The organism is Henriciella sp. (assembly GCF_049649345.1).
In the GTDB taxonomy this organism is placed as follows: domain Bacteria; phylum Pseudomonadota; class Alphaproteobacteria; order Caulobacterales; family Hyphomonadaceae; genus Henriciella.
On sequence record NZ_JBARZC010000040.1, the window covers coordinates 1 to 5,193 of the forward strand.

Sequence of the window (5,193 nt, forward strand, 5' to 3'; positions counted from 1 at the left end):
TTCTGGGGCAGCGGCGACCGGGCGGAAAGCGGCGCCAATGCGCGCTGCCGTTACCGCTCTGACGATTTCCTGCGCCACCGCATCCTGGGCCTTGTCGTCACCGGCGATATCGAGGTCACGCTCGGCGATGGCGAAATCTGGCACATGCACAATGTGCTGTTCGCCAAACAGCGCACGCGCCGAATCAATGAGCTGATCGTGACCCGGCCAGTCGACTGATAGATTCGTGAAAATCGGGCGCATAACCACCGTGCAGAGCCTCGACGGTGACCTGCGGTGTCAGCCGCTGGACGGGCTCGCCCGGCAACTCCCTCGCTGGCCCATACCCTTGGAAGGACCATGGATAGGCCTGTCCGCGCCAGACAGCGCAGGCGTTGTCGTCGACAGCAAACATGGCGCCGTCTGGCAAATCACGAGCTGATACAAATTCCGGCGCGGTCTTGCCCTTCAGCCTGGCCTGAGCCTCGCCAGCGATGGCGTCATTCAACGCGGCTGCACGCGGGCGTTCACTGAATACAGCGCGCGCCATCAGTGCATCCCTGAACGCATTCGCCCGCTCACGGCGGCACTCATAGCAAGGCCGATGGCCGGCGGTGAGCGCTGTGACCTCATCGAGAAAGAAGAGCTCAGTATAAAGCCCGGGCTGCATAAGCTCGCGCTGGCGGCCCTTGAACTCAAGCTGGCAGATAATCCACTGGCGGCTCGCCCAGTGCGTCGGTTTCAGGGTCTGGTCGGGCCGATGGAAACAGCCGCCGCGATTGCCCATGAAGGTCCCGCGTTCAGAGACCGCGTGAATGTACCCGAACGGGTCGACGCGGTTCTGGAGCGGCAAGGGGTCAGACCTCGCCGCCGAATTTTTCAGTCCATTCGGCGACCTGATCATCCTCAATCTTGCGGAAGAGGACGTCAGGTGGCGAAATTTCCATTCCAGCGGGCAAAGCGTTCAACAAGGCTGCAGGATCAGCGAAACTCTCCGCCGTCATCTTCCGCCGGTCCTTGGGTATGCCGATCGCATCAAGGATCATGCGGGCCGCTTCCGGAATGATCGGCTGGGCGATAATACCGAACAGGGCCGCAAGATTGAGACCGGTGCGCACGCCGACCGCAGCCGCATCCACATCGCTCTTATACTTCACCCAGGGCTCGGCCTTGGTGAGATACTCGTTGCCGGCAGCCCAGATGGCGCGGGTTACGGCAGCGGCTTTGCGGAAGTCCATATTCTCGTAGTGCTGGACAAGTTGGGGCAGGCGCGTCTCGAGCTCCGAGAGCATCCAGGCCTCGGCCTCGCCTGCCTCGCCGCCATCCGGCACCTTGCCGTCGAACTTTGACGCGCAATATTTGGTGATCCGGTTGACGAAATTGCCGAGCACGTTGGCGAGGTCCGAATTGATCGCGCCCTGGAAGCCCTCCCAGGCGAACGCCGCATCAGAGCCTTCCGGCGCATTCGCAATCAGATACCAGCGCCAATAGTCGGCCGGCAGCAGCTCCAGCGCCTGGTCCATGAAGACGCCGCGCTTGTTCGAGGTCGAGAACTTGCCACCATACCAGGTGACCCAGTTGAAGGCCTTGAGCTGGTCAACGAGCTTCCACGGCTCCTTCGAGCCCATGATCGTGACCGGGAAGGAGACAGTGTGGAAGGCGACATTGTCCTTGCCCATGAACTGGACGTATTCGACATCATCTGCGCCCTCATCGGTGCGCCACCAGCGGCGCCACTCATCCGGCTTGCCGGTCTTCTTCGACCATTCTTCTGTCGCAGCGATATATTCGACCGGCGCGTCGAACCAGACATAGAAGACCTTGTTTTCAAAGCCCTCGCGCACTGATCCGTCCGGATTGGTGACCGGCACGCCCCAGGACAGGTCGCGCGTGATCGCCCGGTCGCGCAGGCCCTCATCCAGCCATTTCAGCGCGATGGATCTGGCCAGCTGCGGCCAGTCCTTCGATTGCTCGACCCAGGTGCGGATCGTCTCCTGCATCTGCGACTGGAGAAGGAAGAGATGGCGCGTCTCGCGCACTTCGACATTCTTGGAGCCTGAGACGGCCGAATACGGATCGATCAGGTCGACCGGGTCGAGCAGGCGCCCGCAATTATCACACTGGTCGCCGCGCGCTTTCTCGAAATCGCAATGCGGGCAGGTGCCCTCGACATAGCGGTCCGGCAGGAAGCGGCCATCGTCGATTGAGTAGACCTGTTCCATCACCCGTTCCTCGATCAGGCCATTGGCCTCGAGCACGTTCGCGAAATGCTGGGTCAGGCGCGCATTTTCTTCACCCGAAGAGCGCCCGAAATGGTCATAGGACAGCTCAAAACCGTCGCCGGCCTTTTTCTGGATCTCATGCTGCTCGTCGCAATAGGCGCGCACAGACATGCCGGCGGCCTGCGCGGCGAGCTCTGCCGGTGTGCCATGTTCATCGGTCGCGCAGATATACAGCACGTCATGCCCGCGCAGACGCTGGAAACGCGCATAGACATCGGCTGGCAGCATTGAGCCGGCGAGATTGCCGAGATGCTTGACGCCATTGATATAGGGCAGGGCTGAAGTGACGAGGATGCGGCGTTTGCCAGTGTCGGTCATGTCTCTTCCGTAATTCAACTTTTGCGGGCATGCTTGTCCCCGCCGGGCTGGGGGCCACTCATAGCGCGGCAAATTAAAAATGAAACGGGCAAGGGGAGGAAACCATGCCACGCATCGCAAATGTAAATCTTCTCGGCGTGCTTCTCGCTGCCATCGTCATCTATTTCGTCGGCTTCATCTGGTACGGGCTCTTGTTCGCCGAGCCCTACATGAATGGCATCGGCGTGTTTTTCGGTGAGAATATGGGGACCGTCACCTGGATGACACCCGAAGGCGCGCGGACGGAGAGCCAGATGCCGATGGAAACAGGCTGGATGATCGCCGGAATGGTGCTTCCCATCGTGCTCGCCTTCGGCCTCGGCTGGCATATGAAGCAGAAGGCCATCACATCCCTGCCGAGCGCCGTTCTTTACGGTTTGTGGTTGTCCCTGCTGATTGGTGTTCCGCTCATGGCCTACTCGCTTGTCTACACACCGTGGCACTCAGTGCCAGGATTCCTCGTCGATGCCTCGCACACGGTTGTGACCATTATTGCCGGGTGCGCGGTCCTGTCGTTTTTTGACTGACCCAAACAAAAGCCCCAGCCAGGATGTCTGGCCGGGGCTTCGTCATGAATTTCGTGTGTATTAGCCGACCATCGCTGGTTCGGTGTCCATCTTGAGTTCGACTTCACGGGCCATGACAGATTTCGAGGCTTCGGCCGAAATGTCGGTCTTCAGACTCGTCTGTGCGGACTGGATGCCGTGAGCGCGAAGCTCTGACATGACGGTCACGCGGCGCGCTTCGGCGAGCGAAAGCTTGGTCGAAGCTGTGGCTGCATCACCGGTCTTCGAGGTCGCATCAATCGTCAGGACGGCGCAGCCTGCCATCTGTTCACGCGCTTCGCGGATGGCATCGCGGGCGAAGCTCGTCAGTTCGGCCGTGCCAGGCTCGAAGTAAACGTCCAACTCGATCGTGTCGCAATTGCGCACTTCCGGGGCGTAATAAGGTTCGGTTGGCGGCTCAGGCAGCGCATCATCTGCAAACGCAGGGGCAGCCAGGCAGGCGATGGCGGTCGTCGCGGCAAAAAACGTCTTTTTCATTTCTGTGCTCCTTCTTGCAACACTGAAGAAACAACGCCGCTTGGGCGAAAAGGTGCCCAAAAACCTTTCAAATGTGGCGAGCAGGTGATCTTACAAAGGAATCTTGCCCTTGGCGCCAAGCCGGACTAAAGGGGCCAGTGTCGCCGGTATAGCTCAGCTGGTAGAGCACCTGATTTGTAATCAGGGGGTCCCGGGTTCAAGTCCTGGTGCCGGCACCACTTTTCCCTTCATGCGTTGTCTGTCTGCAGTGAGTGTCAGAAAAGCTTCACCGAGAGGCTCTATCTGCCACCCTGCCAGGAGTATGAGTAGGAGAGTGACGATGCGTATGGCTTTGATTGGCTGTCTGGCCCTGACAACGGCGTGTGGGGCGAAAGTCCAGGATTATGGCTCTCCGACGCCGGTCCTGCCGGAGGCCGATGCGCCCACCGTGTTTACGCGGGCCTATGGGCTGACAGAATCGCCCGACGGCAAAATCCGCGTCTTCGCCAAGGAAGATCGCGATCTGACGCGGCTTTATGGCATGCGCCTGCAGGATGATGGTAGCTGGAGCGCGCCGAAGGAGCTGGATTTCCCCAAACGCATCAAGCTCACCAATCCGTCGTTCAGCTTTTCGGACGGTGCGCTCTATTACGCATCAGACGCCGACATATTTGACCGCGGCCAGCGCGACGGCAATATCTGGCGCGTCATGCCGACAGAGGATGGCTGGGGCGAGCCTGCGCCGCTCCCGGTCTCGATCAATGATGGCGCAGACCAGCTGAACCCGGCCATGGACCGGGACGGGCGGCTCTATTTCACGTCCAATGGCTATGACAGCATTGGCGGCCATGACCTCTTCGAGGCGTCCCTGGACGAAGCCTCAGGGGAGTGGACGGTCACGTCCATGCCCGAAGGGTTCAATGACGCACGAGCCGATGCGCATGTGGCGGTCACACCGGACGGGTCCCGTATCTTCTTCTACAGCCACCGCTCTCCCAAACAGGGCGTCGTGGATATCTGGACCGCCGAGCGCGGCACCGATGGACGCTGGCAGATGCCGGAGAACCTCGGCGCGCCGGTGAACACGCCCGGGATCGACTTTGGCGCCGGACTGTCCGGGGACGGATCAATTCTGTTCTTTTCGCGAGAAGGCGAGCTCATGATGATCTCGCTTGAGGCTGCTCTTGAAGGGCTTGAAAGCTCGGAATAATGGGCCGCCAGGCGCTACGGTGCGGTCAGTTGAGGACCGGCTGAAAACTTTCTCCACAGGCTATTCAATTTTCGCCGGCGACTCGGCGCACAGGCGTGACATATTTGCCGGGCCCCATTTAGCGCCCTGATTTTGAAGGCAAAACGTAGAGCGCGGTCACCTGACAGAGTGACGGCGAACAAAGTGATGCGCTTACTGACATAAATTCAAGCGCTTATACGGTTAACTTCATTTGCCTCCACAATATTAGAGCAGAGTGTTTGATATACATATCGAATACTGCAAATACACATTATGACGCTTGTGTGACAGTATTTGTGAACGTTTTGTGATGTCGCATTAC

6 protein-coding genes and 1 tRNA gene are annotated in these 5,193 nt (G+C 59.5%); 4 read left to right on the plus strand and 3 right to left on the minus strand.

Translation table 11 applies throughout. From position 1 onward, the window contains the following. Positions 1-219: hypothetical protein (locus WA989_RS01045; RefSeq protein ID WP_424338679.1), on the plus strand; the 219-nt coding region annotated here is incomplete at its 5' end. Here WA989_RS01045 and WA989_RS01050 read toward each other — a convergent pair. Together WA989_RS01050 and metG are read right to left on the minus strand one after the other, a co-directional pair. Next, positions 185-832, minus strand: a complete 648-nt coding sequence (locus tag WA989_RS01050; RefSeq protein ID WP_424338680.1) for a hypothetical protein — start codon at positions 830-832, stop codon at positions 185-187. The genes WA989_RS01045 and WA989_RS01050 overlap by 35 nt on opposite strands. Before the next feature lie 4 nt (positions 833-836). Then, entirely contained in the window at positions 837-2,579 is a 1,743-nt protein-coding gene (gene metG, locus WA989_RS01055) for a methionine--tRNA ligase (RefSeq protein WP_424338681.1), read from the minus strand. 104 nt (positions 2,580-2,683) lie between these two features. Here metG and WA989_RS01060 point away from each other — a divergent pair, with 104 nt between their 5' ends. After that, positions 2,684-3,145, plus strand: coding sequence for a DUF1761 domain-containing protein (locus WA989_RS01060; RefSeq protein WP_424338682.1), 462 nt, complete (start codon positions 2,684-2,686; stop codon positions 3,143-3,145). Between the two features lie 60 nt (positions 3,146-3,205). Here the strand turns inward: WA989_RS01060 and WA989_RS01065 are convergent, their stop codons facing one another. Then, positions 3,206-3,661: a hypothetical protein gene (locus WA989_RS01065; RefSeq protein WP_424338683.1), complete on the minus strand. Its 456-nt coding sequence runs from the start codon at positions 3,659-3,661 to the stop codon at positions 3,206-3,208. Between the two features lie 142 nt (positions 3,662-3,803). On the opposite strand from WA989_RS01065, the gene WA989_RS01070 reads away from it, so the two are divergent. Together WA989_RS01070 and WA989_RS01075 are read left to right on the plus strand one after the other, a co-directional pair. Continuing rightward, a tRNA-Thr gene (locus WA989_RS01070) sits at positions 3,804-3,879 on the plus strand. A 101-nt stretch (positions 3,880-3,980) separates the two neighbouring features. Then, complete coding sequence (locus WA989_RS01075; protein ID WP_424338684.1) at positions 3,981-4,850, plus strand: hypothetical protein; 870 nt, start codon at positions 3,981-3,983, stop codon at positions 4,848-4,850. Positions 4,851-5,193: the final 343 nt, after the last annotated feature.

Bases quoted from the DNA above. Each gene is read 5' to 3' on its own strand.
- metG (WP_424338681.1), bottom strand. From the start codon at position 2,579: ATGACCGACACTGGCAAACGCCGCATCCTCGTCACTTCAGCCCTGCCC.
- WA989_RS01060 (WP_424338682.1), top strand. From the start codon at position 2,684: ATGCCACGCATCGCAAATGTAAATCTTCTCGGCGTGCTTCTCGCTGCC.
- WA989_RS01065 (WP_424338683.1), bottom strand. From the start codon at position 3,661: ATGAAAAAGACGTTTTTTGCCGCGACGACCGCCATCGCCTGCCTGGCT.
- WA989_RS01075 (WP_424338684.1), top strand. From the start codon at position 3,981: ATGCGTATGGCTTTGATTGGCTGTCTGGCCCTGACAACGGCGTGTGGG.